Origin of the sequence: Nocardioides terrae, assembly GCF_900112345.1 — a bacterium.
Classification (GTDB): Bacteria; Actinomycetota; Actinomycetes; order Propionibacteriales; family Nocardioidaceae; genus Nocardioides; species Nocardioides terrae.
Genome location: NZ_FOLB01000007.1, coordinates 16,000 through 41,784 on the forward strand (window position 1 = coordinate 16,000; position 25,785 = coordinate 41,784).

Below are 25,785 nucleotides of genomic sequence, written 5' to 3' on the forward strand. Positions count from 1 at the left end.
CCCATGACGAACGGCCAGGCGCACCGAACCGTCCACCTCCGCGAAGCCGGCCCCGGCGATCGCGACGCCTGCTACGACATCTGCCTGCGCACGGGTGACTCTGGTGGTGACGCCAGCGGGCTGTACGCCGACCCCACGCTCGTCGGCAGCGTCTATGCCGGTCCCTACCTCACGGTCGGGCCCGGCCTGGGCTACGTGGCGGTCGACGGTGGCGGCGTCGCCGGCTACGTGCTCGGGACGGCCGACACGCGGGCGTTCGAGGCCGCCTGCGAGTCAGACTGGTGGCCCGCGCTCCGAGCTCGGCAGCCCGACCCCGGCCCTCATCCGCTGACGCCCGACGACCGGATGCGGCGGCTGGTCCACCGCCCGCCGACCGTCCCCGACGCCGTCGTACGGGCACACCCGGCGCACCTGCACATCGACCTGCTGCCGCACCTGCAAGGGACCGGCACCGGACGGGCCCTCATGGAGCGGATCCTGGCGCGGTTCGCCGCGGAGGGCGCGAGCGGCGTCCACCTGGGCGTGGCCCGCGCGAACGAACGGGCCGTCGGCTTCTACCGGCACCTCGGCTTCACCGTGCTGACCGAGGACGACGACGGCCTCGTCCTCGGGCAACGGCTCCGAAGGCTCTGACGGGGGCCGGCTACGGTTCGACGGAGCGCACCGCCCGCTCGAGCGCGTCCAGCGATCGGCGTACGTCGTCCTCGGTCGTCGCCCAGTTGCTGACCGAGACCCGCAGGACCGCGCGGTCGTGCCAGCGCGAGCCCGACATCCACGCCGTGCCGTCCGCGAGCACCGCCTGCGTGACCGCGCGGGTTCGCTCGTCGTCGCCGAACGCGGCACAGACCTGCGTGTAGTCGACGTCGTTGAGCACCTCGGCGCGCGGGAACGCCCGGATGCCCTCCGCGAACGCGGCGGCGTGCCGGCAGAAGCCGTCGACGAGGTCGGCCACGCCCGACCGGCCCAGCGAGCGCAGCACCGCCCAGACGGGCACTCCGCGCGCCCGGCGGGACAGCTCGGGCACCCGGTCGAACGGGTCGCCGGCCTCGTCGAGGATGAGATAGTCCCCGTGCTTGCCGGCCGCCGCGCCCAGTGCGACGGGGTCACGCACGATCGCGATCCCGCAGTCATAGGGGACGTTGAGCGTCTTGTGGGCGTCGGTGGTCCACGAGTCGGCGCCCTCGACGCCCGCGGTCAGGTGCTGCAGGGCCGGCGACACGGCCGCGAACAGTCCGAAGGCGCCGTCGACGTGGACCCACGCCCCGGCGTCGTGCGCGGCGGCGATCGCCGGGCCGAACGGGTCGAAGGCGCCCGAGTGCACGTTGCCCGCCTGCAGGACGACGATGGTCGGCTCCCCCGGCCTGAGCGACGCCGCGAGCGCGGCCGGGTCGAGCCGGCCCTGGTCGTCGGCGGCGACCGTGTCCGGCCGGCCCAGGCCGAGGTAGCGCAACGCGTAGTGGACGCTCTCGTGCCCCTCCGCCCCGGTGATGACCCGGACCCGTGGAGCACCGGTGAGACCGTCCCGGGCGGTGTCCCAGCCGGCCTGCCCGAGCAGGCGGTCGCGTGCAGCGAGCAGGCAGGTCAGGTTCGCCGTCGTAGCGCTGGTCGGGAAGCCGACGGCCGCCTCGGCGGGCAGCCCGAGGAGGTCGAGCAGCCACGCCGCCGCGACCTCCTCGACCGCCGCCACGGCCGGCGTCACCGCACGCAGCCCGTTGTTCTGGTCCCACGCTCCGACCAGCCAGTCGGCGGCGAGCGCCGCCGGCTCGGTGCCGCCGATGACCAGGCCGTAGAACCGGCCCGACGGCATCGCCGTCAGCCCGGGCTCGCAGGCCCGGGCCAGCAGGTCGACGACGTCGCCGGGGTCGCTCGGCCCGGCCGGCAGGTCGCGGCCCAGGGCGTCGGAGACCTCGTCGGCGGTGGCCGACGCCGGGACGGGGCGCTTGCCGAGGGTCGCGAACCAGTCGGCCGCGTGGCGGTGCGCCCGCTCCAGCGGGTCGGTGCGTGGGTCCATCGCTGCTCTCCTGCCTTCGGACCGGCCTACGGCCTGACCTCGTAGACGATGTTGAACGGGGTCTCGGCCGCCCGGCGGAACCGGGTGAAGCCGGCCTCCTCGGTGACGCGCCGGATCGCGGCCTCACCCGCCTGGGCGCCCAGGGTCCGGGCACCGCCCTGCGAGACGGCGTTCGGCACGCACAGGAACGCGCTGAACGAGTAGTACACGCGCCCGACCGGGTTGAGGTTGTCCTGGACGGAGTCGCCGGCGAACGGCTCCACGACCATCCAGGTGCCGTCCTCGGCAAGCCGCTCCTTCACGTGGCGGGCGGTGGCGACGGGGTCGCCCATGTCGTGCAGGCAGTCGAACGTGGTGACCAGGTCGTAGGGGCCACCGCGGAACGTGTCGGCCCCGGCGACCTCGAAGCCGACCCGGTGGGCCAGGCCGCGGTCCGCCGCGTTCTTGCGTGCCAGCTCGATGGAGTGGTCGTGGTAGTCCGAACCGTTGAACGACGCCTCCGGGTAGGCCTCGGCCATCAAGATGGTCGAGGCGCCCAGGCCGCAGCCCACGTCGGCCACGGTCCCACCCGTGCGGAGCTTGTCCTCGACGCCGTCGAGCGCGGGCAGCCAGGCCTCCACGAGGCTGGCGCTGTAGCCCGGCCGGAAGAACCGCTCGCAGCCGCGGAAGACGTCCTCGTCCTGCTCGTGCCAGCCGATGCCCTCGCCGGTGCGGAACGCGTCGACAACGCGCGGCAGGGCCTTGAGCGAGCCGATCGCGAGCTGGAAGGCGCCGGGCAGGAACACCGGCCCGTCGGGGTTGGTGAGCGCGAAGGCCTGCTCCTCGGTCATGGAGAAGCGACCCGACTCGGCGTCGTACTCGACGTAGCCGCCGGCGGCCTGGCCGCGCAGCCACTCCTCGACGTAGCGCGGTGCGGTGTCGGTCGCGGCGGCGAGCTCGTCGGGAAGCTGGGCGCCGGTCGCGAGGGCGCGATAGAGCCCGAGCTGGTCGCCGATCAGCACACCGCCGGCGCCGACGGTGGCGCCGAGGTCCTCGACGAAGTGGTGGAGCAGCTGGTGGAACCTGTCCTCGTCCATGGTGGTGTCCTCTCGGGTGGATGGAACGGACACCTCTGTTCTAGGGACTCCCGGCGCGACGACGCGTCGGCAGTCGTTACCGAGATCGGGCCGGTCGGCTACCGACATCGGCGGCCGGCCGGGGCTTGGGCACCACGAGCGCGCGGTAGGCGTCGGCGGCCTCCTGCCGGGTCGTCACACCGAGCTTCTGGAGCACGGCGGCGACGTGGCTGTCGACGGTGCGCACCGACAGGACCAGCCTCGCGGCGATGTCGGCGTTCGTGCACCCCTGCGCCACCAGCTCGAGCACCTCGAGCTGGCGAGCGGTGAGCCCGGCGGGGTTCGCCCGGGTGGTGGCGCCCGGACCGCGCGGAACCGACGTCATCCCGCGCTCACGGAGGCGTTGGCGCACCCGCCGGGCCATGGGTGCCGCACCGAGCCCGTCGAGGATCGCCAGGCCGGCCAGCAGGCGGTCGGTGTCCGAGCTCTCGGCCAGGGCGACCGCCTCCTCGTAGGGACAGCCGGCCTCGCGCCACAGCCGGGCCGCCTCCTCCGCCCGGCCCAGCGCCTGGAGGGCGTACGCCGAGGGCCGGTCCGCGACCAGGTCCTCGAGCTCTGCTCGTCCGACCGGTCGACCCGCAACGCCGAGCCGGTAGGCGAGCACCGCCTGCAGTGCCGGATCACCGAGACGACGGGCGTCGGCATACACCTCGGCGAGGTCGTCGGCCGGGACGGGGGCGACGCCCGTCAGGTCGGCGACCTCCAGGCCGACCGCCGCCATCGGGCCCGTGCGCTGCAGCTCGCCGAGGTGGGTCGCGACCGCCCAGCCCTGCCGGGCCGTCTCCACCGCATCGACGTCCGAGCCGGTGCGCGCCGCGACCGTGGCGCGAACACCGAGGGAGACGCTGTAGGCCTGCTGGTTCTCAGGCGAGGCCTCGGCGGCGGCCCGGACGGCCTCCTCCCAGTGCCCCTGGGCGAGCCGGAGGCGGGCCCACACCGCGCGGAGGTACTGCCAGAAGCCCAGGAACTCGACCCGCTCGGCGAGGGCCAGACCCTCTCGGAGCAACGGCTCGGCCTCGCGGACGCGGTCGTCGTCGAGGAGGCTCCACGCGAGGTTCACGTAGGCACGGCAGGCGTCCTCGTGGTCCCCCACCCGACGAGCCACGGCGATCGACTCCTGCAGGGGCTGCATCCCGTCCCGGCCGAGCCGGAACATGGCCGACCCCCGGTTGTTCAGGGCGTGCGCGAGGACCTGCGCGTCCCCGACGCGTCGGGCGAGGATGGTCGCCTGCTCGGCGAGCCGGATGGCGAACTCGTTGTCGTTGCCGAGCATGGCGAGCTGGGACTCGTTGCTGAGCGCCATCGCCAGCAGTCCCTCGTCGCCTGCACCGGTCGCGACGTGGGTGCACTCCTGGGCCGCCTCGACGGCACCGCGTCGGTCGCCGGCGAACCAGCACAACCGGGACAGCCAGCGCAGGCTGATCGCCAGCCCGCGCGGGTCGGCCAGGCTGCGGTAGAGCGCGACCGCATGCTGCTGGGCGCCGACGATCTCCGACCCCACGCCGATCGTGTAGAGCTCCACGGCCAGCTCCTCCCAGAGCCGGGCCCGCTCGTGCGGCTCGAAGCGCAGCTCGTGCGCCATGACGGTGCGGTAGTGCGCCACCGACTCGCGATGGGCGCCGCTGGCCGAGGCCTCCCTCGCCGCTGACGGTCCGTGCCGCACGACGGCGTCCACGTCCCCGCACTCGACGGCGTGGTGGACCAGCTGGCTCAGATCGCTGTCGGCGCGCTGCTCGAGGGCGCGCAGCGCCCGCCGGTCGAGCTCCACCCGACGAGCGCCGGACAGCGCGTCGACGACGGCCCGCCGGGTCAGCTCGTGGCGGAAGGCCACCGCGCCGCCGACGACCCGGACCAGGCCGGCGTCCTCGGCCTCGACCAGACCGCTCCATCCACCTGCCGCGAGCACGTCGACCAGCTCATGACCCACGGCGCCCGGCAGGACGGCCAGCTGCTCCACGAGCGCCTGGACGTCGGCCGGCAGCCGGTGCAGCCGGCCCAGGACGCCGTCGACCACGGAGGCGGGCACTGCCCGGCCGTCGGCCGAGGCCAGCAGCTCGGTGACGAGGTAGGGGTTGCCGTCGGTGAGCGTGTGCAGGCTCTGCGGATCCAGGTCGGAGCCCTCGGCCAGTGCCGCGACGGCCTCGCTCGACAGGCGTGCGAGCGGCAGGCGGGCCACGCCGTCGGCGTGCCCGAGATCGCCGAGCAGCTGGCCGAGCGGGTGACCGTTCGCGAGCTCCTCGTCGCGGTAGGTCAGCACCAGTGCGACGGGCAGCTGCTCGATCCGGCGGGCCAGGTAGCGCAGCGTGTCGACGGTCGCCTCGTCGGCCCAGTGGGCGTCCTCGACGACGAGCACCGCGGGCGCCCCACCGGCGAGCTCGTCGTACAGCGCCGGCATGACGGCATCGCGCTCGCCGCTGCGCAGCGCGTCGGTGAGCACGCGGCCGACGGAGCCGGTGAGGTCCTTGAGCGGTCCGAGCGCACGGGGCGTGGAGAGCGCGTCACAGTAGCCGACGAGCAGCCGCCCCTCGGCGGGCAGACGCGAGTGCAGCGACCGCACCAGGGCGGACTTGCCGATGCCCGCCTCGCCGTGGACGAGCAGCGTCGACCCACGGCCGCGCGCCGCCGAGCGCGCCGCCGACGCCAACGCCGTCAGCTCGTCGGCGCGCTCGAGGAGCCGGGCCACCATCTGTCGATGGTGCGCCCGACCCGCCCGAGGGGCAATGGCCCGGCGGCGTCTAGAGGTATTGCCCCGTGTTGGCGACCGTGTCGATCGACCGCCCCGGCTCGGTGCCCTGCTTGCCGGTGATGAGCGTGCGGATGAAGACGATCCGCTCGCCCTTCTTGCCGGAGATGCGGGCCCAGTCGTCGGGGTTGGTGGTGTTGGGGAGGTCCTCGTTCTCCTTGAACTCGTCGACACAGGCCTGAAGGAGGTGGCTGATTCGCAGGCCCTTCTGCGCCTCGTCGGCCCCGGAGTCGAGGAACGCCTTGATCGCCATCTTCTTCGCGCGGTCGACGATGTTCTGGATCATCGCGCCGGAGTTGAAGTCCTTGAAGTAGAGGACCTCCTTGTCACCGTTGGCGTAGGTGACCTCGAGGAAGCGGTTCTCCTCGGACTCGGTGTACATCCGCTCGACGGTGGCCCGGATCATCGCGTCGACGGTGCCCTGCCGGTCGCCGCCGAACTCGGCGATGTCCTCGGGGTGCAGCGGCAGGTCGGGCGTGAGGTACTTGCTGAAGATGTCGCGGGCACCCTCGGCGTCGGGCCGCTCGATCTTGATCTTCACGTCCAGGCGGCCGGGCCGCAGGATGGCCGGGTCGATCATGTCCTCTCGGTTGGAGGCACCGATCACGAGCACGTTCTCGAGCAGCTCGACGCCGTCGATCTCGCTCAGGAGCTGCGGCACGATCGTGTTCTCGACGTCGGACGAGACGCCCGTGCCGCGGGTGCGGAAGAGGGAGTCCATCTCGTCGAAGAACACGATGACCGGCGTCCCGGCCGACGCCTTCTCCCGCGCCCGCTGGAACACGAGCCGGATGTGGCGCTCGGTCTCGCCGACGTACTTGTTGAGCAGCTCGGGTCCCTTGATGTTGAGGAAGTAGGACTTCCCCTCGGCACCGGTCCGGGCGGCGACCTTCTTGGCCAGCGAGTTGGCGACCGCCTTGGCGATCAGGGTCTTGCCGCAGCCGGGAGGGCCGTAGAGGAGCACGCCCTTGGGCGGCTTGAGCTGGTGCTCCTTGAAGAGCTCGGGGTGGAGGTAGGGCAGCTCGACGGCGTCCTGGATCGCCTCGATCTGGTTGCCGAGGCCGCCGATCGACTCGTAGGCGATGTCGGGGACCTCCTCGAGGACGAGCTCCTCGACCTCGGACTTCGGGACCTTCTCGTAGACGTAGCCCGAGCGCGGCTCCAGCAGCAGGGAGTCGCCCGCGCGGATCACGTCGCTGAGCAGCGGCTCGGCCAGGCGCACGATCCGCTCCTCGTCGGCGTTGGCGATGACCAGCACGCGCTCGCCGTCGGCGAGGAGCTCCTTGACCATCACCACCTCGCCCACGGACTCGAACTCGAGGGCGTCGACGACGTTGAGGGCCTCGTTGAGCATGACCTCCTGGCCGCGCTGCAGGTCGTCGAGGGGGACGTTGGGCGAGACGTTGACCCGCAGCTTGCGGCCGCCGGTGAACACGTCGATCGTGTCGTCGTCGTTGCGGGCGATGAAGGTGCCGAAGCCGGCCGGTGGCTGGGCCAGCCGGTCGACCTCCTCCTTCAGCTTCATGATCTGGTCGCGGGCCTCGCGCAGCGTCTGGGCGAGCCGCTCGTTCTGCGACGTGACGGCGGCGAGCGAGCGCTGCGCGTCGGCGAGCCGGAGCTCCAGGCCACGGGACTGTCCGGGCGTGTCGCTCAGGCGCAGTCGCAGCTCGCGGACCTCGCTCTCGAGGTACCGGACCTGACTCTCGAGCTCCTGGCGGTCACGCCCGCCAGCAGCAGAGAAACCATCGGATGTCGACATCGGCGCCACCTCCTACGAATCTCGACCCTACCCGCGGGCGGGGGCGACGGAAGGCCGGATCTCACCGTGTCCGGTGCCCGTTGGTCACGTTTTGGTCGCGACCGCGCCGCCCGACGGCGGCGTCACGCCTCCGGCGTGTCGCTCCCTGCGTGCTCGACGGGCTCGACAGGCTCGTCGGGTACGGCGGCCGGCGCATCGGCGGGCCGGGGTCCGGTGTAGTCCGGGCCGTAGGCGCCGGGCGCCGGACGGCGCGTCTTGCGGGGCGGCCGCTCCCCCGCCGCGAGCCGGCGGGCCGTCACGAGGAAGGCGGTGTGACCGATCATCTTGTGGCCCGGCCGCACGGCGAGACCCTCGACGTGCCAGTCGCGGACCAGCGACTCCCACGCCTGCGGCTCCGTGAAGCCGCCGTGGACCCGCACGGTCTCGACGAAACGCGAGAGCTGCGTCGTCGTGGCGACGTACGCGCAGAGGATGCCGCCGGGGCGCAGGGCGTTCGCCGCTGCGTCGACGCACTCCCACGGCGCCAGCATGTCCAGGATGAGCCGGTCGCAGCGGATGCCCGAGGCTGGCAGCTCCTCGGCGAGGTCGCCGATGGTGAGCTCCCACGAGGGCGGCTCGGTGCCGAAGAACTGGGTGACGTTCTTGTGGGCGACGTCGGCGAACTCCTCGCGCCGCTCGAAGGAGCGGACCGAGCCGTAGGGACCGACCGCACGGATCAGCGAGCAGGTCAGAGCGCCAGACCCGACGCCAGCCTCGACGACGTGGGCGCCGGGGAAGATGTCGGCGAGCGCCACGATCTGGGCGGCGTCCTTGGGGTAGACGACCGCGGCGCCGCGCGGCATCGAGACGACGAACTCGCTGAGCAGTGGCCGGAAGACGAGGTACTCCCCGCCGACCGACGAGGTGACCGTGAAGCCCTCGTCGCGGCCGATCAGGTCGTCGTGGTCGAGGTGGCCCTTGTTGGAGAAGAACCGCTTCCCGGGCACGAGCTCGAAGTTGTGCTTGCGGCCCTTGGCGTCGGTGAGTCGGACCCATTCACCGGCCCGCAGCGGCCCGCGGTGCACGCCCGACCATGCCTGCTGGGGGACGTCGCCACCGCGCTCGTCACGGCGCTCCCCACCCTGCTCCTCGGCGGGAGTGCGTGCTTCGTCGCTGGTCTCGGCCATGACGCCGGAATCTAACGGCCCCCGGCGCGGAACGCCGCATCGACGTCGGAGGCCGTGAGCACGCCGTAGACCGACCCGTCGGACTCCACCAGGAGGTACTCCGCGGCAGGGGTGCGGGTGATCGCCCTGACCAGCTCCTCGCCGTCGATGTCGACAGGCAGCGCGAGGCCGTCACTGAGGGTGCGCGCGACCGTCGACGTGGCGACCCACGGGCGACGGTCCTCGGGCGTGGCGACCAGGGCCGCCCCGTTGACGACACCGACCGGGCGACCGTCGGCGGTCACGGTGACGATGCTGCCCGCCTGCGCCTCCTGGGCCCGCCGGACCGCCTCGGCCAGCGGGAGGTCGTCGGGGACGGCGAGGGTACGCCGGGCGAGGTCCCGTGCGACGAGGCGCGGTAGCCGGCTGCGGATGCGTGCCGACGTGATCGCGGCGCTCGCGCCGGACCAGAGGAACATCGCCACGACGAACGCGACGACGTAGTCGACCAGGCCGACCGGCCAGCCGAGCACCTCGCTCTGGAAGCTCGGCCAGAGCAGCGCACCGAGGGCCATCACCCGCCCGACCCAGCCGGCCACGATGCTGCCGCGGTGGACGTCGCTGGTGATGCCCCAGATGGCCGACTTCAGCACGCGGCCGCCGTCGAGCGGCAGACCGGGCACGAGGTTGAGGATGCCGACCAGCAGGTTGGCGCCGGCGAGTCCCTCGACCGCCATCAGGACCAGCCCGTCGGGGCTGACGGGGTGCAGGGCGAGGGCGACCCCGCCCACGGCCAGCGAGGTCAGCGGGCCGGCCACGGCGATCCAGAACTCCTCGACCGGCCGCTTGGCCTCGCCCTCGATGGCGGTGGCGCCGCCGAGGAAGTGCAGCGTGATGGAGCTGACGGGGTAGCCGTAGTGACGCGCCACGGCGGCGTGCGACGCCTCGTGCAGCAGCACCGAGCCGTAGAGGATCACGGCGAAGACCAGTCCGGCGACGTACTTCCACGCGCCGAGCCCGGGCGTCACCTCGTCGACCCTCGGGGCGACCAGGACCGCGATCATGCCCGCCACCAGGAACCACGAGCTCGAGACGAGGACGTCGGCCCCGGCGAGGGTGCCGACCTTGAGCGTGCCCGGTGGCCGCGATGGTCGGTCCGGGCCCGGCTCCGGCCGGCTGACAGGGGTCGACACGCTGTGAGCGTACGCGACAGCCGGGGGCGGGACCGGCTCGCCCCGGCCGAGTTGGCGAGCACTGTCCCCGGGCTCGCCTAGGGTGCTGCGCATGAGCCTGACGAGCGCCTCACCGGTCGAGAGGCTGTCCACCCCGGTGGACGGCGTCGACGTGCTCGGCGCGCTCTCCCCGAGCCGGGCCGGTGACTTCCTCGCGTGTCCCCTGCTCTACCGCTTCCGCACCATCGACCGCCTGCCCGAGCCCCCGTCCGTCGACGCCGTCCGAGGGACCGTCGTGCACAAGGTGCTCGAGGACCTCTTCGACCTGCCGGCGGGCGACCGCACGGTCGATCGCGCGCACGGGCTCCTCGGTCCGGCGTGGGCGGGCCTGCAGGAGGCGGAGCCCGAGCTCGCCGACCTCTTCGGCGACGCGGACGAGCTCGGCCGCTGGCTGGGCTCGTGCCGCGACGTCCTGGAGCGCTACTTCACGCTCGAGGACCCGACCCGGCTCGAGCCCTCCGACCGCGAGCTCTACGTCGAGACGGTGCTCGACTCCAAGCTGCTGGTCCGCGGCTTCATCGACCGGGTGGACGTCGCGCCGACGGGCGAGATCCGCATCGTGGACTACAAGAGTGGCCGAGCTCCTGGCGAGATGTTCGAGGCCAAGGCGCTCTTCCAGCTCAGGATCTATGCCTTGGCCCTGTGGCGGACCCGCGGCGTCGTGCCGTCGGTGCTGCAGCTGGTCTACCTCGGCAACGGCGAGATCCTCCGCTACGAGCCTGACGAGGCCGACCTGCGTGCCACCGAGCGCAAGCTCGACGCGATCTGGCGGGCGATCAGCACCGCGAAGGAGTCGGGAGACTGGCGGCCGCGGCCGAGCAGGCTGTGCTCGTGGTGCGCCCACCAGAGCCTGTGCCCGGAGTTCGGCGGCACTCCCCCGCCATTCCCCGCGACCGAGCCCACGACGTGAGCCGACGCGTCGTGCTCATCCGCGCGGTCAACGTCGGCGGCGCGAAGCTGCCGATGGCCGACCTGAAGGCGATGGCGGCCGACCTCGGCGCCACCGACCCGGCGACCTACATCGCCTCGGGCAACCTCGTCGCCGACGTGCCCGGTGACCCGGACGCGTTCGACCGGGCGCTGGAGAAGGCGATCGAGGAGCGGTTCGGCTACTTCCGCGAGGCGATCTCCCGCACCCGCGACGAGCTGGTGGCCGCCCTGGCGGCGCACCCGTTCGAGGTCCAGGAGCCGAAGTACTCCTACATCTCCTTCATGCTCACCGCGCCGACCGAACAGGCGATCGCCTCAGCCGCGGACGTGCCGACCGGGAACGACCGCTGGCAGGTGATCGGCCGCGAGCTCCATCTGCGCTACGCCGCCGGGGCCGGCCGCGCCGAGCTCAAGGAGGCCCAGCTCGCCCGCGCCCTGGGCCGGATCCCGACGACCGCGCGCAACCTCAACACCGTGCGCAGACTGATCGAGCTCGCCGGGTCCTAGGCCGCGTCGCCCCGCGCCCCGAGGGCGTCGGTGAGCAGGGTGACCAGCGCCTCGAGCCGGATGTCGGTCGTCGTGGTCTCCTCCTCCGAGGCGCCGTCGAGCGCGACGGCGGCGAGGCCGGCCTTGCTGTCGATGAGCTCGGCGATCCGGGAGTCGATCGTCTGCGCCGCGATGATCCGCCAGGCGGTGACCGGCTCGGTCTGCCCGATCCGGTGCACGCGGTCGATGGCCTGCGTCTGCTCGGCGTCGGTCCAGGACAGCTCGGCGAGCACGACGTCGGAAGCGACCTGCAGGTTGATCCCGACGCCGGCCGCGGTCAGCGAGCAGACGATGACGCCCACGCCGGGGTCCTTGACGAAGGAGTCGATCGCCTTCGTGCGCGCCGAGGCGGACTGGTCGCCACGGATCTCGGTGTAGCGGATGTCGCGCTTGGCGAAGACCTCCCCGGCCGCGTCCATGACGTCGAGGTGCTTGGCGAAGAAGACGACCTTGCCGGCGCTGCGGACCAGCTGGGCGGCGTAGTCGGCGGCCAGGCCGGCCTTGGCCTGCCCGATCCGGCGGACCATCGCGAAGATGTTGTCACCCTTCGTCGAGTCCTCGCCGTCGGAGAGCTCCCAGCCCGCGACCCGGCGGACGAGCTCGTGGTCGATGCCGTCCACGTCGACGCCCCGATGCTCGCGCCGCGCCTCGACGGCGGAGTCGTAGCGCTTGACCAGGCGGGCGGCGAGCTCGCGCTCGGCGGCCCTGATCGAGCGGCCGTCCGCGTCGTCGAGCTCGACGGGCAGGTCGGCGATGCGGCGGGCGGGGATGTCGGCGGCGACGTCGACCTTGCGACGGCGCACGATGCCCATGTCGACGACCGCCCGGCGGGCGGCCGGGTAGAAGCCGAAGTCGGCGGGCGTCATGCCCGTCTCCTCCAGCCGGGCCATGAGTGCGGGACGCGGCGACTTGTCGGTCACCCAGCCGAGGAACTGCCAGATGGTGAGGAAGTCCTCGACGTCGTTGATGAGCGGGGTGCCGGTGAGCGCCATCATCAGCGGGTTGGCGACCCGCTGCCTGATCCGCTCGGCGATCTCCAGCACGTGCTGGGAGCGCTGCGACTTCTTGTTCTTGATGAAGTGCGCCTCGTCCACGATCATGCCGCGGAAGCCGTGCTCGCCGATCCATCCGACGTGACGATCCAGGATCTCGTAGTTGAGCACGATGATGTCGGCGAAGCCGTCGACGTCCGCGCCGTCGCCGTGCACGACGCTGACCGTGCGCTGCGGCGTCCAGATCCGGGCCTCGCGCGCCCAGTTGGTCTTCACCACGTTGGGGACGACGACGAGCAGCGGATAGGCCTGCGCCGCCTGGGCGGCGAGGAGGGACTGAGCGGTCTTGCCCAGGCCGGGCTCGTCGGCGAGCAGGAAGGTGCGGTGTCCGTCCGCGACGGAGGCGACCAGTCGCGACTGGTGGTCCATCAGTGAGACGTCGGGCGGAAGGAGCACGCTCGGGCGAGCGGTGGGCAGCTCCATGCAGGAGGACACGCCGGGAGCCGGGTGCTCGAAGGAGTTCAGCAGCGGGCCGATCATCTCCCAGCCGGCCAGCCGTCGCGTCTCGAGGCGCGGCGGGGCGGCACTGAAGTCGGGCGCCATGAACGGAGTGATGAGCTGGGCCCGGGCCACCGACTGCGGCACCACCTGGCGGTCGGTGCGTACGACGGACGAGAACTGCCGCGCCGGCTCCTCGGTCGCCGGGTCCGGCTCGAGCCCGGCGGCCTCCTGCAGCTCGCGTCGGAGCCGTCGGGTCGCGTCGGTCTGCTCGGCGTCCTCGGCCAGCAGGGTGAACAGGGACGGCTCGCGCGCCGCGGTCTGGGCGAGGATGCTGGCGATCCCGTCGAGCCGCTTGAGCTCGGCCGCTCGGGTCTGCTCGCTCAGGTCGGGGTCGGCCTTCAGCCGGGCGCGCTCCTCGCGTACCAGCAGCGCGACGACCTGGAACCGGGTGCGCTCGGAGCGACCACGCTGGACACCCGACTCGACCTCGCGCACCGCCTTGGCGAGGACGGGGATGAGACCCTCGTTGTCCTGGGCGCGACGAGCACCGCCCTGACGACGTTGCGCCGTCCTTGCGCCACTGGACCGGCGCTGACCCTGTGCGGCCAACCGAAACTCCTCCTGCGTCACCGAGCGGCGACACGCACCACGTGCGTCGAGAGAACGATCCCGGCGCCGGCCACCTCGCTCGGCCCAGGCTGCGGGCCGCGGGCGTTCGTGCGCCAGGTGCCCGGCAGCAACCGGGCTCGTGCCAAGCGTAGCGCCGTCCCGAGGCGGTAGGGCACAGGGGGCCGGAATCGCGTTGTCGGGCGCGGCGCGGCCGGCACGCTCACCGTACGTCGGGCGAGCCGTCCTCGTCCCCGATCAGCATCTCCCCCAGATCGGCCACGGTCAGCCCGGAGAGCGTGTCTCGGAAGACCCGTCGTGGTCCCTCCAGGACCGGGACGTGGTTGACGACGACGAGCACGGTGCAGCCGGCGGCCTCGGCCGACTTCGCGCCGGTGTTGGAGTCCTCGACCGCGAGGCAGTCGGCTGTGGGGACGCCGAGAGCGGCGGCGGCCGTCTCGTAGGGTTCCGGGTGCGGCTTGCCGAACTCGACCTGGTCACCGGTGACGACCGCCTGGAAGGTGCCGACAGGCAGCTGGCGCAGGATCGGCGCGACGAAGCGCTGCCACGACATCGTGACGAGCGCGCACGGCACACCGGCGGCGCCGAGCTCGGTGAGCAGCTCACGGGCGCCCGGACGCCACGGGATCGCTCGCTCCACCCGCTCCACGACGCCGTCGAGCAGCAGGTCGACGATCTCCTCCGGGCTCAGCTCGAGCTCCATCCGGCGTTTGATGTAGCGCCCGGACTCGAGCAGGTCGTTGCCGACCAGCTCGAGCGCGTCGGCATGACTCCACTCCCCGCCGAACCGCTCCGCGATCGCGAACTCGGTCTCGATCCAGTAAGGCTCGGTGTCGCAGAGGGTGCCGTCCATGTCCCACAGGACGGCTGCGGGCGGGTGCCCGGGAGCTCCAGCGTGCGTCGGCGGGTCGGTGTTCAGAGCGTGCCTCCCTTGGATGTGGTCGGCAATCTAACGGTGACGCGCAGCCCCCCGTCGTGACGGGGGTCGAGCGTCAAGGCCCCGTCGTGGGCCTCGACGGTGCTCCTGACGATCGCGAGCCCGAGCCCCACGCCCGCCTGGGCGGCGTGGACGCGCTCGCTGCCGCGTTGGAACGGCTCGGTGAACGTGGCCACGAGCCGCGGGTCGAGCCTCTCGCCGGTGTTCTCGACGGTGAGGACGACGCCGTCCGGCCGGATGCCGGTGGCGACCCGGACCGTGCCGTGCTCGGGGAGGTTGTGGACGATCGCGTTGTGGACCAGGTTCGTGGTCATCTGCAGCAGCAGGGCGGGAGAGCCGAGGGTCGGTGCCGGCTCGGCGTCGGTGGCGATGCTGATGCCGTGCTTCTCCGCGAGCGGCAGGAGGGTCTCGGTGGCCTCCTCGGCCGCGAGGGACAGGTCCACGGGTTCCCGGGCGAAGGAGCGCCGGTCGGCCCGGCTGAGCAGGAGCAGCGCCTCGGTGAGGTCGATGGCACGCGTGTTGACCGTCTGGAGACGGTCGAGGAGCTCGTCGGTGTCGCGGTCCCGATCGCTGCGCGCCACTTCGAGGAGGGTCTGGGTGATCGCGAGCGGGGTCCGCAGCTCGTGGGAGGCGTTGGCGGCGAACCGCCGCTGCTCGGCGACGTGGGCCTCGAGTCGGGCCAGCATGCCGTCGAACGCGTCGGCCAGCTCGCGGAACTCGTCCCTCCGTCCGGGCATCCGGATCCGGTGGGAGAGGCTCCCACCGCCCGCGCTGCGGGTCGCCGCGGTGATGCGGTGCAACGGCGCGAGCATGCGCCCGGCGAGGATCCATCCGCCGACCAGGCCGACCACCAGGAGCAGCGCCAGCATGAGGGCCGCCTTCGGCGCGAAGGCGTCCCACAGGTCCGATCGGCCCGGGACGAAGTCGCCGGGGAGCGGCCGCATGCCAAGGCCGGGGGCATGGCGCGGTGGTGTCACGATCGCCTCGTCGGGCACGTAGCGCAGCAGGAAGACGAGGACGACGGCGATCAGCCCGGCGCCGGCGATCATGAGGAAGGCGGCGTAGCTGAGCGTGAGCTTGAGCCGGACGCTCAGCCCCGGGGCCCTATCCACGTAGGTCACTCGCCTCTGTCCCGGGACCGGTGTCGATGCGATAGCCGACGCCGGGGACCGTGGTGATGAGCCACGGCTCACCGAGGCGCTTGCGCAGCGCGGAGACGGTGATGCGCACGGAGTTGGTGAACGGGTCGGCGTTCTCGTCCCAGGCCCGCTCCAGGAGCTCCTCGGCGCTGACGACGCCGCCCTCGGCGGCGACGAGGACGTCGAGCACGGCGAACTGCTTGCGGGTGAGGGCGACGTACCGCCCGTCGCGGTAGACCTCCCGACGGAACGGGTCGACCCGCAGCCCCGCGATCTCCCTGACCGGAGGCCGGTTGTGGCCGCGCCGGCGGGCGAGGGCTCGCAGACGCAGCACCAGCTCCCTCATCTCGAAGGGCTTGGTGAGGTAGTCGTCGGCACCCAGCTCGAAGCCGGTGGCCTTGTCGTCGAGCCGGTCCGCGGCGGTGAGCATCAGGATCGGCAGGCCGGTGCCGGAGGCGACGATTCGGCTGGCGATCTCGTCACCGGACGGCCCGGGGATGTCGCGGTCGAGGATGGCGATGTCGTAGGAGTTGACGCTCAGCAGCTCCCAGGCGGTCTCCCCGTCACCGGCGATGTCGGCCGCGATCGCCTCCAGGCGCAGGCCGTCGCGGACGGCCCCCGCCATGAGGGGCTCGTCCTCCACGATCAGCACGCGCATGGCCTCCATGCTCGCAGGCCGGGCATATCGCCGGCATATCGAAAAGCGCATGCGCGCCGGCAACACGCATGCGCATGCTCGCCCCGACCGCCAACCCGGCCGACCGCAACGCGGTCAACGTCAGCCAGCCCTCCGACGCGCTCGTCGCCGAAGCGGAGGCCACGAGCGCCTTCAGCGGCCTCTCCCTCGGGCTGGGCGCCGTCGCACTCCCGCGCCCGATCAGTCCTCCGGGTCGTAGCCGAGGTTCGGCGACAGCCAGCGCTCGGCCTCGGCGAGGGTCCAGCCCTTCCGCTCCGCGTAGTCCGCGACCTGGTCGCGGCCGAGCCGGCCGACGACGAAGTACTGCGACTGCGGGTGGCTGTAGTAGACGCCCGAGACCGACGCGCCCGGCCACATCGCCATGCCGTCGGTGAGCTCGATGCCGGCCTTGGCCTCGACGTCGAGGAGCTCCCAGAGCGTCCGCTTCTCGGTGTGGTCGGGGCAGGCCGGGTAGCCGGGGGCCGGACGGATGCCCTGGTAGCGCTCGGCGATCAGGTCCTGGTTGGACTTGCCGGCCTCGTCGGCGGCGTAGCCCCAGAACTCGGTGCGGACCCGCTGGTGCAGCCGCTCGGCGAACGCCTCGGCGAGCCGGTCGGCCAGTGACTCGAGCAGGATCGCCGAGTAGTCGTCGAGGGCGTCCTTGAACTCCATGACCTTCGCCGGTAGTCCGATGCCCGCGGTCACGGCGAAGGCACCGATGTGGTCGGCCAGGCCGGAGTCGACCGGCGCGACGAAGTCGGCCAGGGACCGGTTCGGCACGCCCTCGCGGTGCTCGCCCTGCTGGCGCAGCGCGAAGAGCCGTGCGCGCTCGGCGGAGCGGTCGTCGTCGGCGTACACGATGACGTCCTCGCCGGTGGAGGCCGCCGGGAAGAGGCCGTAGACCGCGTTGGCGCTGATCCACTTCTCCGCGATCGCCCGGTCGAGCATCGCCTGTGCGTCCTCGTAGAGCTTGGAGGCCGCCTCGCCGTGGGTGGGGCTGTGCAGGATGTCGGGGAACTTGCCCTTCATCTCCCACGAGTTGAAGAACGGCTGCCAGTCGATGTACTCGCGCAGCTCGGCGAGGTCGTAGTCGGTCAGCGTGTGCACGCCCGGGCTCGCCGGCGCCGGGGGGACGTACGCCGACCAGTCGACCGGCGTCGCATTGGCCCGCGCCTTCTCGAAGGTCAGGTGGGGCCGCTCGTGCTTCTGCGCGTGCCGCGCCCGGAGCGCGTCGTAGTCGGCCTTGACGTCGGCCATCAGCAGCGGCCGTCGCTCGTCGCTCAGCAGGGCGGCGGCGGTCGGCACCGAGCGGGAGGCGTCCTTGACCCACACGACCGGTCCGTCGTAGGCCCGGTCGATCTTGACCGCCGTGTGCGCGCGGGAGGTGGTCGCACCGCCGATGAGCAGCGGAATCTTGAGCCCCACACGCTGCATCTCGCCGGCGAAGTTCACCATCTCGTCCAGCGACGGGGTGATCAGCCCGGACAGGCCGATGATGTCGGCCTGGTGCTCGGCGGCGGCGTCGAGGATCTTCTGCGCGGGCACCATCACGCCGAGGTCGATCACCTCGTAGTTGTTGCACTGCAGCACGACGCCGACGATGTTCTTCCCGATGTCGTGGACGTCGCCCTTGACCGTCGCCATGACGACGGTGCCGTTGGTGTCCTTGACCGTGGCGTACTCGGGGTTGTCGAGCTTCTCCTGCTCGATGAACGGGATGAGGTAGGCGACCGCCTTCTTCATCACGCGGGCGCTCTTGACCACCTGCGGGAGGAACATCTTCCCAGCGCCGAAGAGGTCGCCCACGACGTTCATGCCGTCCATCAGCGGACCCTCGATGACCTCGAGCGGGCGACCGCCGCGGGCCGCGATCTCCTGGCGCAGCTCCTCGGTGTCGGCCTCGACGAAGCCGTCGATGCCCTTCACGAGGGCGTGGGTGATCCGCTCGCCGACCGGCAGGTCGCGCCACTCCTCGGTGGCGGCCTCCTGCTGCTCGCCGCTCCCCCGGTGCTTCTCGGCCAGCCCGAGCAGGCGCTCGGTCGCGGCCAGCGAGTCGCCGGTCCGGTTGAGGATGACGTCCTCGATGGCGTCGCGCAGCTCGGGGTCGATCTCGTCGTAGGTGACCAGCGCCCCCGCGTTGACGATGCCCATGTCCAGGCCGGCGCGGATGGCGTGGAAGAGGAAGACCGCGTGGATCGCCTCGCGGACCGGGTTGTTCCCCCGGAACGAGAAGCTCACGTTGGAGATGCCGCCCGAGACCTTCGCACCGGGCAGGTTCTGCTTGATCCAGCGGACCGCCTCGATGAAGTCCACGCCGTAGTTGGCGTGCTCCTCGATGCCGGTCGCCACGGCGAAGACGTTGGGGTCGAAGATGATGTCCTCGGCGGGGAAGCCGACCTTGTCGACGAGGATGCCGTAGGCGCGTCGGCAGATCTGCTGGCGGCGCTCGAGGGTGTCGGCCTGGCCGTCTTCGTCGAAGGCCATGACGACGGCGGCGGCGCCGTACTTGCGGCACAGTCGGGCGTGCTCGACGAACCTCTCCTCGCCCTCCTTCATCGAGATCGAGTTGACGATCGGTTTGCCCTGGACGTTGCGCAGACCGGCCTCGATGACCTCCCACTTGGAGGAGTCGATCATCACCGGTACGCGGCTGATGTCGGGCTCGGAGGCGACCAGCTTGAGGAAGCGGTCCATCGCTGCGACGCCGTCGATCATCCCCTCGTCCATGTTGACGTCGATGACCTGCGCGCCGCTCTCGACCTGCTGGGCCGCGACGGACAGCGCGGTGTCGTAGTCGCCGGCCTTGATGAGGTTGCGGAAGCGCGCCGAGCCGGTGATGTTGGTCCGCTCGCCGACGTTGACGAACAGGCTGTCCTCGGTGAGCGTGAACGGCTCCAGGCCGGACAGCCGCATCCCGGGACGGGCCTCGCTGGGCGTGCGGGGGGCCAGACCCTCCACCGCCTTCGCGATCTCGGCGATGTGCGCCGGGGTCGTGCCGCAGCAGCCGCCGACGAGATTGACGAAGCCCGCGCCGGCGAACTCGTGCAGGTGGGCGGCGGTCTCGGCCGGCCCCTCGTCGTACTCGCCGAAGGCGTTGGGGAGGCCCGCGTTGGGATAGCAGGACACGAACGTGTCGGCGATGCGGGCCATCTCGGCGATGTAGGGCCGCATCTCCTTGGCGCCGAGCGCGCAGTTGAGCCCGACGGCGATCGGCCGCACGTGGCGGACCGAGTCCCAGAACGCCTCGGTGACCTGGCCGGACAGGGTGCGGCCGGAGGCGTCGGTGATCGTGCCGGAGATGATCACCGGCCAGCGCCGCCCCTCCTTCTCGAAGAGGCTCTCCACCGCGAAGATCGCCGCCTTGGCGTTCAGGGTGTCGAAGATCGTCTCGATGATGAGCAGGTCGGCGCCGCCGTCGACGAGGCCCTGGGCCGCGGTCTCGTACGCCGACACGAGCTGGTCGTAGGAGACGTTGCGCGCCGCCGGGTCGTTGACGTCGGGGCTGATGCTGGCCGTCCGCGTCGTCGGGCCGAGCGCGCCGGCGACGTATCGCGGCCGGTCGAGGGTGCCGAACTCGTCGGCGATCCTGCGGGCGAGCTGCGCGGACGCGTGGTTGAGCTCGTAGGCGAGCTCCTCCAGGCCGTAGTCGGCCAGCGAGACCGCGTTGGCGTTGAACGTGTTCGTCTCCAGGACGTCCGCGCCGGCCTCGAGGTACTCGCGGTGGATGTCGGCGATGATCTGCGGCTGGGTCAGCGTCAGCAGGTCGTTGTTGCCGATGAGGTCGCTGGGGTGGTCCTTGAAGCGCTCGCCGCGGTAGCCGGCCTCGTCCGGGCGGTCGCGCTGGATCGCGGTCCCCATGGCGCCGTCGATGACCATGATCCGCTCGCGCAGGCTGGTGCGGAGCGCCTCGGTGACGTCGGGGCGGTGCTCACGCAGCTGGTCTGCCATGCCAAGTCCTTCCAGGTTCGGAAGGCGTCCTTGGATCCTGCTACCGCAACGGCGGGGGCATTAGCCGAGCGTGGCGGACAGGGTCCGTTGCAACGCCTCTCGGCGCACCGATGCTACCCGCTGCGGCTCGCGCAGCGGCGGTCAGGCCACATGCTGACCCGACCCGCGACTAGGGTTGAGGAGTGATCGAGATCGAGCAGGCCCGCGAGCTGGTGGACCCGGTGGTCATCGCCGCGTTCGAGGGCTGGAACGACGCCGCCGACGCCGCCTCGGCGACGGTGGACCACCTGATGAAGGTGTGGAGCGCCCGCGTCATCGGCGAGGTCGATCCCGAGGACTACTACGACTTCCAGGTCAACCGGCCGCTCACGGGCAGCGACGAGCACGGCATGCGCCGCATCACCTGGCCGACGACCCGCATCGCGGTCGCCTCTCCCCCGGACCTCGACCGCGACGTCGTGCTGATCCGCGGCCTGGAGCCCAACATGCGGTGGCGCCAGTTCTGCGCCGAGCTGCTCGACGTGGTGGAGGAGCTGGGCGGCACGCTCGTCGTCACCCTCGGCGCGCTCCTCGCCGACGCGCCGCACACCCGGCCCATCCCCGTCTCGGGGACCTCGACGGAGCCGGACATCGTCGACCGGCTCAAGCTCGAGATGTCGTCCTACGAGGGGCCGACCGGGATCGTCGGCGTCTTCCAGGACGCGTGCACCCAGATCGACATGCCGGCCGTCTCCTACTGGGCCGCCGTGCCGCACTACGTCGCCCAGCCGCCGTGCCCGAAGGCGACGCTCGCGCTGGTGACCCGGCTCGAGGAGCTGCTCGAGATCCCCATCCCCCTCGGCGACCTGCCGGAGGACTCGCAGGCGTGGGAGCGGGGCGTCAACGAGCTGGCCGAGGACGACGAGGACGTCGCCGAGTACGTCCGCGCCCTCGAAGAGGCCCGCGACACCACCGACCTGCCCGAGGCGTCGGGCGAGGCGATCGCCCGGGAGTTCGAGCGCTACCTCAAGCGGCGCCAGGAGGACTCCTAGCCGGGTCGGCTCAGAGCCTGATCCCGAGCGCCGCGTCCAGCAGGTCGCGGATCGTGGCACCGGCGGTGTCGTCGCTGGCGTCCGCGAGGCCGTCGGTGCCGAGCGTGGCGTCGACCCAGCCCTGGACGAGCTCCACGGCCGCGGGGGCGTCGAGGTCGGCGGCGAGCACCTCCAGCACGTCCTCCACGACCGGGGCGGCGGGCGCGCCGCGGCCCAGAGAGAGCGCCTTGCGCCACTGGGCGACGGTGTCGACCGCGTCGAAGAGCAGGGTGTCGGTCCACTCCCAGTCGGCGCGGTAGTGGTGGCGGAGCAGCACCAGGCGGATCGCCATCGGGTCGATCTCGCTGTTGCGCAGGGCCGAGACGAAGACGAGGTTGCCCTTCGACTTCGACATCTTCTCGCCGTCGTACGCCACCATGCCCGCGTGGGCGTAGACCCGCGCGAACGGCTCACCGGCGACGTGGACGTGGCCCGCCGACATCTCGTGGTGCGGGAAGACCAGGTCCGAGCCGCCGCCCTGGACGTCGAAGGAGCCGCCGAGGTGCTCCAGCGAGATCGCCGCGCACTCGATGTGCCAGCCCGGCCGGCCCGGACCCCACGGTGAGGGCCAGGACGGCTCGCCCTCGCGCTCGGCGAGCCAGAGGATGCAGTCGAGCGGGTCCTTCTTGCCGGCGCGGTCGGGGTCGCCGCCGCGCAGCGGGAAGATCTCCAGCATCTGCTCGCGGGTCAGGTTGGACTCGGCGCCGAACGCCGGATCGGCGGTGACCGAGAAGTAGAGGTCCTCGTCGACCCGGTAGACCGCTCCGGCGGCCTGCAGCCGCTCGATGAGGGCGATGACCAGCGGGATGGACTCGACGGCGCCGGTGTAGTGGGCCGGCGGGATCACCCGCAGGGCCTCCATGTCGGCGCGGAACAGCTCGGTCTCGCGCTCGGCCAGCTCGACCCAGTCCACGTTCACCTTGGTGGCGCGCTCGAGGAGCGGGTCGTCGACGTCGGTGACGTTCTGGGTGTAGACGACCCGGTGGCCGGCGTTGCGCCAGGCGCGGATCAGCAGGTCGAAGCCGACGTAGGTCGCGGCGTGCCCCATGTGGGTCGCGTCGTAGGGCGTGATACCGCAGACGTAGAGCCGCGCGGCGCCGTCCTCGGCGGCCGGGACGACCGGCACCAGCGTCCCGCTCGCGGTGTCGTGCAGCGCGACCTCGGGGCCTGTGACGGACAGGGTCGGGAACTCGGGATCGGTCCAGGCGCGCATGTGCCGAACTCTACTGGCGGGGTGCTCTTCGAGGTCAGAACGGGGGCCACGGGACGGACGGCCAGCCGTGGCCGGGCTCGGGCAGCGTGCCCCGGGCCAGCAACCGCTCGCAGCGCTCACCGATGGCCTCGATGTCCCAGACCGACAGGTAGGGCTCGAGCGCAGGGCCCAGCTCCGCGTCGAGCAGGCTCCGCACCCGTCGTACGGCGTCCGTCTCCTGCGTCGTCAGGGGCTCGCCCGCCCAGCCCCAGAGCACCGTCCGCAGCTTCGGCTCGCTGTGGAAGCAGATGCCGTGGTCGATGCCGTAGCGGTGGCCGCCGGGCATCGCCAGCACGTGGCCGCCCTTGCGGTCGGCGTTGTTGACCACGACGTCGAAGACCGCCATCCGACGCAGCGGCTCGGTGTCCTCGTGGATCAGCGAGACGGGCCGGTCGTCGCCGTCGAGGCCGTCGAACACGTGGCACCAGCCGGCGGGGACCCGCCCCTCGGGCACGATCGTCACCGCGTCCTGGGACTCGTCGACGTGGCACCAGCGCTGCAGCATGCCGGTGCCGTGCGGCCCGTCGCCGAGCCAGGTCTCGGGGACGATGTCCCAGCCGAGGGCCTCCGACACGAGGTAGGCGGCCGTCTCGCGGTGGGCGAGGTTGCCCTCGGGGAAGTCCCACAGGGGGCGCTCGCCGCGGATCGGCTTGTAGGCGACCTCGATCTGCTCCCCGTCGGCCAGGGACAGGGTGGCGAAGAAGGTCAGGTTGGACGCGGGCATGACCCTGCCGTGCAGGACCAGCTCACCCTCCTGCAGCCTCTGCCCCATGTCCGCGCTCACGTGGACGCCGCTCAGGGATCCCGGCGCTTGAAGCCGTTGGCGCGGGGGCAGAGGTGACCGGCCGGGTCGATCGGGCCGCCGCAGAACGGGCAGTCCGGCCGGCCCGCGGAGACCACCTGCTGGGCCCGCTTGGCGAAGGCCCGGGCCTGGCCCGGCGTGATCCGGATGATCAGCACCTCGTCGGGCTCGGGCTCCTCGACCTCGATCTGCTGCTCGCCCTCGGCCGTCTCGGTCACGAAGGCGACGGTCTCGTCGTCGGCCGGGAAGACCTCGATGACGATGCGCTCGTCGCCCGGGTCCCACGACAGCGTCATCGTGCCGGCGCGGAACTCCTCCTCGATCGGCTGGTCGAGCGGGTCGTTGTCGTCGAGCTCGAAGGGCGCGACGGCGGGTACGACGCCCTCCGCCAGCGCGGTGACCTCGTCGAGCAGCTCGTCGACGCGCTCGGCGAGCAGGGAGACCTGCTGCTTCTCGAGCGCGACGCTCACGAGCCGGCGACCGGCACGGGCCTGCAGGAAGAACGTGCGGGCGCCGGGCTCGCCGACGGTCCCCGCGACGAAGCGCTCGGGCGGGTCGAAGCTGTGGACGACGGACGGCATGGCACCAACCCTAGAGGGCCGGGCGAGGGGCTACGAGGGGCCCGCGCCGCCGCCGACGGCCGCATCGCCGGTCGGGCTCGCGGTGCGCTTGCGGGCGCGGCCCTTCTTCGGCGGCACCAGCCAGGACAGGTCGCCGTCATGGGTGTTGGTCGCGAGCACGAACGGGCGCGACGCGGTGTAGCGGATGATCGAGACCGACGCCGGGTCGACGTTGAGCCGCTGGAAGAGGTCGAGGTGCATGCCGAGCGCGTCGGCGAGCAGCGACTTGATGATGTCGCCGTGGCTGACCGCCACCCACACCGCGCCGGGGCCGTGCTCGGCCTCGATCCGGGCGTCCAGTCGGCGTACGGCCGCCACGGCACGGGCCTGCATGCCCTGGAGCGACTCCCCGCCCGGGAAGACCGCCGCCGACGGCTGTGACTGGACGACCTTCCACAGCGGCTCCTTGGCGAGGTCCTTGAGCAGGCGGCCCTGCCACTCGCCGTAGTCGCACTCCGACAGGCCCTTCTCGGAGACCTGCTCGGGCGACGCGGTCTGGTGCGTGAGGATCGCCCGCGCGGTCTGGCGGCAGCGCTCCAGCGGGCTGGTGACCACGCTCGCGAGCGGTACGACGGCGAGCCGCTCCCCCGTCTTGGCAGCCTGCTCGGCGCCCTTCTCGTCCAGCTTCACGCCGGGCAGCCGACCCGCCAGGGTGCCGGACGCGTTGGCGGTCGTCCGGCCGTGGCGGACCAGGATCACGGTGGCCATGCGCGCCAGCGTAGCCAGGGGCTCGCGGTGCAATAGCGTGGCCTCGTGATCGTCGACAGCGCGCTCTACTCCGAGGGCCACCGTGTCGACCTCGGCTGCGATCCCCACGAGTTCGACAAGATGCGCGCCGCCATCAAGGGGGAGCGCGACTTCGTCTGGCTCGGGCTCTACTCCCCCAGCGCCCAGGAGCTCGCCGAGGTCGCCGACGCCTTCGAGCTCCACCCGCTCGCCGTCGAGGACGCCGTCAACGCCCACCAGCGGCCCAAGCTCGAGCGGTACGGCGACAGCCTCTTCCTGGTGCTGAAGACGCTCTGGTACGTCGACGCCGACGACCAGGTCGAGACGGGCGAGATCAACCTCTTCGTCGGCCCGGACTTCGTCATCACCGTCCGGCACGGCCGGGGCGCCGAGCTGGAGGCGGCCAGGCACGGCGTCGAGGCCGACCCGTGGAAGCTCGCCCAGGGCCCGTCCGCCGCCGTGTACGCCGTCGCCGACCGGGTCGTCGACGGCTACCTCAACGTGCTCGACGAGCTGGAGACCGATGTGGACGAGGTCGAGACGTCCGTCTTCTCGACCGAGCGCTCCAACGACGCCGCGCGGATCTACACGCTCAAGCGCGAGCTGGCCGAGGTGCGCCGCGCCGTCCTCCCGCTCCGCGACCCCATCCAGGGCTTCGCGACCGGCGCGGTGCCCGTCGTCGACCCGGACATCCAGCCGTTCTTCCGGGACGTCCTCGACCACCTCAACCGAGCCGCCGACCTCGCTGACACCCTCGAGTCGCTGCTGTCGTCTGCCTTCGAGGCGCACCTCGCCCAGATCTCGGTCCAGCAGAACGACGACATGCGGAAGATCTCGGCGGGTGCCGCGCTGGTCGTCGTACCCACCTTCATCGCCGGCGTCTACGGCATGAACTTCGAGCACATGCCCGAGCTGTCCTGGACCCTCGGCTACCCCATGGCGCTGCTGCTGATGGCGGCGTCGGTGACGGGGCTGTGGGTGTTCTTCAAGAAGTCCGGCTGGCTGTAGGGCGGC

20 protein-coding genes are annotated in these 25,785 nt (G+C 72.0%); 5 read left to right on the forward strand and 15 right to left on the reverse strand.

Annotated elements, in window-relative coordinates:
- Positions 1-3 precede the first annotated feature (3 nt).
- Entirely contained in the window at positions 4-633 is a 630-nt protein-coding gene (locus BM236_RS10605) for a GNAT family N-acetyltransferase (RefSeq protein WP_091123423.1), read from the forward strand.
- Positions 634-643: 10 nt separating this feature from the next.
- Here the strand turns inward: BM236_RS10605 and BM236_RS10610 are convergent, their stop codons facing one another.
- The 6 genes from BM236_RS10610 to BM236_RS10635 form a co-directional block, all read right to left on the reverse strand.
- Positions 644-2,011 (reverse strand): pyridoxal phosphate-dependent decarboxylase family protein, encoded by a 1,368-nt coding sequence (locus BM236_RS10610; RefSeq protein WP_091123426.1) that lies wholly within the window; start codon positions 2,009-2,011, stop codon positions 644-646.
- 26 nt (positions 2,012-2,037) lie between these two features.
- Positions 2,038-3,087 (reverse strand): class I SAM-dependent methyltransferase, encoded by a 1,050-nt coding sequence (locus BM236_RS10615; RefSeq protein WP_091123428.1) that lies wholly within the window; start codon positions 3,085-3,087, stop codon positions 2,038-2,040.
- Positions 3,088-3,163: 76 nt separating this feature from the next.
- The gene (locus BM236_RS10620) at positions 3,164-5,812 is read right to left on the reverse strand and encodes an ATP-binding protein (RefSeq protein ID WP_091123431.1); all 2,649 of its coding nucleotides are present in this window, start codon (positions 5,810-5,812) and stop codon (positions 3,164-3,166) included.
- 49 nt (positions 5,813-5,861) lie between these two features.
- Positions 5,862-7,628 carry a proteasome ATPase gene (arc, locus tag BM236_RS10625; RefSeq protein WP_091123433.1) on the reverse strand — a complete coding sequence of 589 codons (1,767 nt, stop codon included), beginning with the start codon at positions 7,626-7,628 and terminating at the stop codon, positions 5,862-5,864.
- A 122-nt stretch (positions 7,629-7,750) separates the two neighbouring features.
- On the reverse strand, positions 7,751-8,692 hold the full coding sequence (locus BM236_RS10630; protein ID WP_245750289.1) for a tRNA (adenine-N1)-methyltransferase: 942 nt from the start codon (positions 8,690-8,692) through the stop codon (positions 7,751-7,753).
- A 113-nt stretch (positions 8,693-8,805) separates the two neighbouring features.
- Positions 8,806-9,966 (reverse strand): site-2 protease family protein, encoded by a 1,161-nt coding sequence (locus BM236_RS10635; RefSeq protein ID WP_245750266.1) that lies wholly within the window; start codon positions 9,964-9,966, stop codon positions 8,806-8,808.
- A gap of 91 nt (positions 9,967-10,057) precedes the next feature.
- Here BM236_RS10635 and BM236_RS10640 point away from each other — a divergent pair, with 91 nt between their 5' ends.
- Entirely contained in the window at positions 10,058-10,915 is an 858-nt protein-coding gene (locus BM236_RS10640; RefSeq protein ID WP_091123436.1) for a RecB family exonuclease, read from the forward strand.
- Positions 10,912-11,442, forward strand: a complete 531-nt coding sequence (locus BM236_RS10645; protein WP_091123438.1) for a DUF1697 domain-containing protein — start codon at positions 10,912-10,914, stop codon at positions 11,440-11,442. The genes BM236_RS10640 and BM236_RS10645 overlap by 4 nt, the downstream gene beginning before the upstream one ends.
- Here BM236_RS10645 and BM236_RS10650 read toward each other — a convergent pair.
- The 5 genes from BM236_RS10650 to metH form a co-directional block, all read right to left on the reverse strand.
- Positions 11,439-13,583 carry a DEAD/DEAH box helicase gene (locus tag BM236_RS10650; RefSeq protein WP_091123440.1) on the reverse strand — a complete coding sequence of 715 codons (2,145 nt, stop codon included), beginning with the start codon at positions 13,581-13,583 and terminating at the stop codon, positions 11,439-11,441. The two genes, BM236_RS10645 and BM236_RS10650, sit on opposite strands and share 4 nt — an antisense overlap.
- Positions 13,584-13,803: 220 nt before the next feature.
- Complete coding sequence (locus BM236_RS10655) at positions 13,804-14,520, reverse strand: HAD family hydrolase (protein WP_281247652.1); 717 nt, start codon at positions 14,518-14,520, stop codon at positions 13,804-13,806.
- Entirely contained in the window at positions 14,517-15,650 is a 1,134-nt protein-coding gene (locus tag BM236_RS10660; protein WP_091123807.1) for a sensor histidine kinase, read from the reverse strand. Before BM236_RS10660 ends, BM236_RS10655 begins: the two co-directional genes overlap by 4 nt.
- Positions 15,643-16,335 (reverse strand): response regulator transcription factor, encoded by a 693-nt coding sequence (locus tag BM236_RS10665; RefSeq protein ID WP_091123808.1) that lies wholly within the window; start codon positions 16,333-16,335, stop codon positions 15,643-15,645. The genes BM236_RS10660 and BM236_RS10665 overlap by 8 nt, the downstream gene beginning before the upstream one ends.
- A gap of 219 nt (positions 16,336-16,554) precedes the next feature.
- On the reverse strand, positions 16,555-20,301 hold the full coding sequence (gene metH, locus BM236_RS10670; RefSeq protein ID WP_091123445.1) for a methionine synthase: 3,747 nt from the start codon (positions 20,299-20,301) through the stop codon (positions 16,555-16,557).
- A gap of 182 nt (positions 20,302-20,483) precedes the next feature.
- Here metH and BM236_RS10675 point away from each other — a divergent pair, with 182 nt between their 5' ends.
- Positions 20,484-21,332 (forward strand): PAC2 family protein, encoded by an 849-nt coding sequence (locus tag BM236_RS10675; protein WP_091123449.1) that lies wholly within the window; start codon positions 20,484-20,486, stop codon positions 21,330-21,332.
- A 10-nt stretch (positions 21,333-21,342) separates the two neighbouring features.
- Here BM236_RS10675 and mshC read toward each other — a convergent pair whose 3' ends face one another.
- Genes mshC through BM236_RS10695 form a run of 4 tightly spaced genes read right to left on the reverse strand, consistent with a single transcriptional unit; the run spans position 21,343 to position 24,753 of the window.
- On the reverse strand, positions 21,343-22,584 hold the full coding sequence (mshC, locus tag BM236_RS10680) for a cysteine--1-D-myo-inosityl 2-amino-2-deoxy-alpha-D-glucopyranoside ligase (RefSeq protein WP_091123451.1): 1,242 nt from the start codon (positions 22,582-22,584) through the stop codon (positions 21,343-21,345).
- A 34-nt stretch (positions 22,585-22,618) separates the two neighbouring features.
- On the reverse strand, positions 22,619-23,407 hold the full coding sequence (locus BM236_RS10685) for an SCO1664 family protein (RefSeq protein WP_245750267.1): 789 nt from the start codon (positions 23,405-23,407) through the stop codon (positions 22,619-22,621).
- Between the two features lie 11 nt (positions 23,408-23,418).
- On the reverse strand, positions 23,419-24,006 hold the full coding sequence (locus BM236_RS10690) for a DUF3090 domain-containing protein (protein ID WP_091123455.1): 588 nt from the start codon (positions 24,004-24,006) through the stop codon (positions 23,419-23,421).
- 30 nt (positions 24,007-24,036) lie between these two features.
- Complete coding sequence (locus tag BM236_RS10695; RefSeq protein WP_091123811.1) at positions 24,037-24,753, reverse strand: histidine phosphatase family protein; 717 nt, start codon at positions 24,751-24,753, stop codon at positions 24,037-24,039.
- A gap of 45 nt (positions 24,754-24,798) precedes the next feature.
- Between BM236_RS10695 and corA the strand changes: the two genes are divergently transcribed.
- The gene (gene corA / locus BM236_RS10700; protein ID WP_091123457.1) at positions 24,799-25,779 is read left to right on the forward strand and encodes a magnesium/cobalt transporter CorA; all 981 of its coding nucleotides are present in this window, start codon (positions 24,799-24,801) and stop codon (positions 25,777-25,779) included.
- Positions 25,780-25,785: the final 6 nt, after the last annotated feature.

Coding starts and splice junctions, on each gene's coding strand:
- BM236_RS10605 (WP_091123423.1), top strand. CDS start 4: ATGACGAACGGCCAGGCGCACCGAACCGTCCACCTCCGCGAAGCCGGC.
- BM236_RS10610 (WP_091123426.1), bottom strand. CDS start 2,011: ATGGACCCACGCACCGACCCGCTGGAGCGGGCGCACCGCCACGCGGCC.
- BM236_RS10615 (WP_091123428.1), bottom strand. CDS start 3,087: ATGGACGAGGACAGGTTCCACCAGCTGCTCCACCACTTCGTCGAGGAC.
- BM236_RS10620 (WP_091123431.1), bottom strand. CDS start 5,812: ATGGTGGCCCGGCTCCTCGAGCGCGCCGACGAGCTGACGGCGTTGGCG.
- arc (WP_091123433.1), bottom strand. CDS start 7,628: ATGTCGACATCCGATGGTTTCTCTGCTGCTGGCGGGCGTGACCGCCAG.
- BM236_RS10640 (WP_091123436.1), top strand. CDS start 10,058: ATGAGCCTGACGAGCGCCTCACCGGTCGAGAGGCTGTCCACCCCGGTG.
- BM236_RS10665 (WP_091123808.1), bottom strand. CDS start 16,335: ATGCGCGTGCTGATCGTGGAGGACGAGCCCCTCATGGCGGGGGCCGTC.
- metH (WP_091123445.1), bottom strand. CDS start 20,301: ATGGCAGACCAGCTGCGTGAGCACCGCCCCGACGTCACCGAGGCGCTC.
- mshC (WP_091123451.1), bottom strand. CDS start 22,584: ATGCGCGCCTGGACCGATCCCGAGTTCCCGACCCTGTCCGTCACAGGC.
- BM236_RS10690 (WP_091123455.1), bottom strand. CDS start 24,006: ATGCCGTCCGTCGTCCACAGCTTCGACCCGCCCGAGCGCTTCGTCGCG.
- BM236_RS10695 (WP_091123811.1), bottom strand. CDS start 24,753: ATGGCCACCGTGATCCTGGTCCGCCACGGCCGGACGACCGCCAACGCG.